The sequence below is a fragment of the Pseudokineococcus marinus genome, assembly GCF_013004605.1.
Classification (GTDB): domain Bacteria; phylum Actinomycetota; class Actinomycetes; order Actinomycetales; family Quadrisphaeraceae; genus Pseudokineococcus; species Pseudokineococcus marinus.
The window spans coordinates 1-1,512 of the sequence record NZ_JABEMA010000497.1 but is presented as its reverse complement, the minus strand read 5'-3'; the positions used below and the strand labels follow the sequence as shown (position 1 = coordinate 1,512).

Here is a 1,512-nt window from a genome sequence, read left to right as displayed (position 1 = left end):
CTGGCCGTGCCGGGCCACCTCCCGGACCCCTCGGCGGGCCACGACGACGGGGGCCCGCGGTGAGCGCCGCCGCGGCGCCGGAGGTCGGCGCGACCCCGCTGCGCCTGGGGACCCGCCGCAGCGCCCTGGCGCGCGCGCAGTCCGAGATGGTCGCCGAGCGGCTGCGGGAGACGAGCGGGCGCGAGGTCGTCCTCGTCGAGGTCACCACCCGCGGCGACGTCGACCGCGCCCCGCTGCGCCAGATCGGCGGCACCGGCGTCTTCGTCACCGCCCTGCGCGAGGCCCTGCTCGAGGGCCGCGTCGACCTCGCCGTGCACTCGATGAAGGACCTGCCCACCGCCCCCGCCGACGGGCTCGTCCTCGCGGCGGTCCCCCCGCGCGAGGACCCGCGCGACGTCCTCGTGGCCGCCGGGGGAGCGGGTCTCGCCGACCTCCCGCCCGGCGCGCGGGTGGGCACCGGGTCGCCGCGCCGGGCCGCGCAGCTGCGCGCCCTCGGGCTCGGGCTCGACGTCGTCGACGTCCGCGGCAACGTGGACACCCGCGTCGGCATGGTCACCTCCGGGCGCCTCGACGCCGTCGTCCTCGCGGCGGCCGGGCTCGCCCGCCTGGGCCGCTCCGGCGAGGTCACCGACGTCCTCGACGTCGAGCAGGTGCTGCCCGCCCCCGCGCAGGGGGCGCTCGCGCTCGAGTGCCGCGCCGACGACGAGGCGACGGCGCTGGCCTGCGCGGCGCTCGACGACCCGCTGGCCCGGTCGGCCACCACGGCCGAGCGCGCCCTCCTCGGCGCCCTCGAGGCCGGGTGCAGCGCCCCCGTCGGGGCGCTCGCGCGGACCGACGGCGGCGAGGGCGGGGGCGAGATGGTGCTAACCGCCGTCGCGGCCTCGCACGACGGCTCGCGCGTGCTGCGCTGCTCCGCCCGCGGCGACGACGCCGACCCGGTCGGCCTGGGACGCCGCCTCGCGGCCGACCTCCTGGCGCAGGGGGCGGCGGACCTCGCGGACGTCGGCCCCTCCGCCCCCGGCGCGGGCCCGCGCGACGAGCAGCTGCCCCTGCCCGGCGCCGACCCCTCCGGGCCGGGCGCCGCGCCCTCCTCCTCGACCCCGTCCGCGGGCTCCCCGTCGAGCCCCCTGCTCGACGACCTCCCGGACCCCAGCGCGTCGACCCCGGCGCCGTCCCCGGCCCTGCCCCCCGCCGGCTCCCCGTCCTCGGACCGTCCCGCGCACGGCGCGGGGCCGACGCCCGGGGCGCAGCCGTCCGAGGACGCCCGGACGTCCCCCGTGACCGCACCGACCGGCCCGTCCGCCCACCGGCGGCCGGCCAGCTCCCAGGAGAGTGAAGCGTGACCGCGCGCACCGACCTCCAGCTCGACGAGCGCCCCGCCGCGGGCGGGGTGGACACCACCTCGCCCGTCGACGGCACGGCCCTCCCCGACGGCGCCCTGCCCGACGGCGGCCCGGCCTCCCCTCGCCCGGGGGAGGCTCCCGCCGCCGGCGCGGGCGGCCGCCGCCGCCC

1 pseudogene is annotated in these 1,512 nt (G+C 82.1%); it reads left to right on the top strand.

Features of this window, described 5'->3' with window-relative positions:
- Nucleotides 1–59: 59 nt before the first annotated feature.
- Nucleotides 60–995 (top strand): annotated as a pseudogene (hemC, locus tag HLB09_RS16980) (hydroxymethylbilane synthase); the annotation flags it as partial.
- Nucleotides 996–1,512 lie beyond the last annotated feature (517 nt).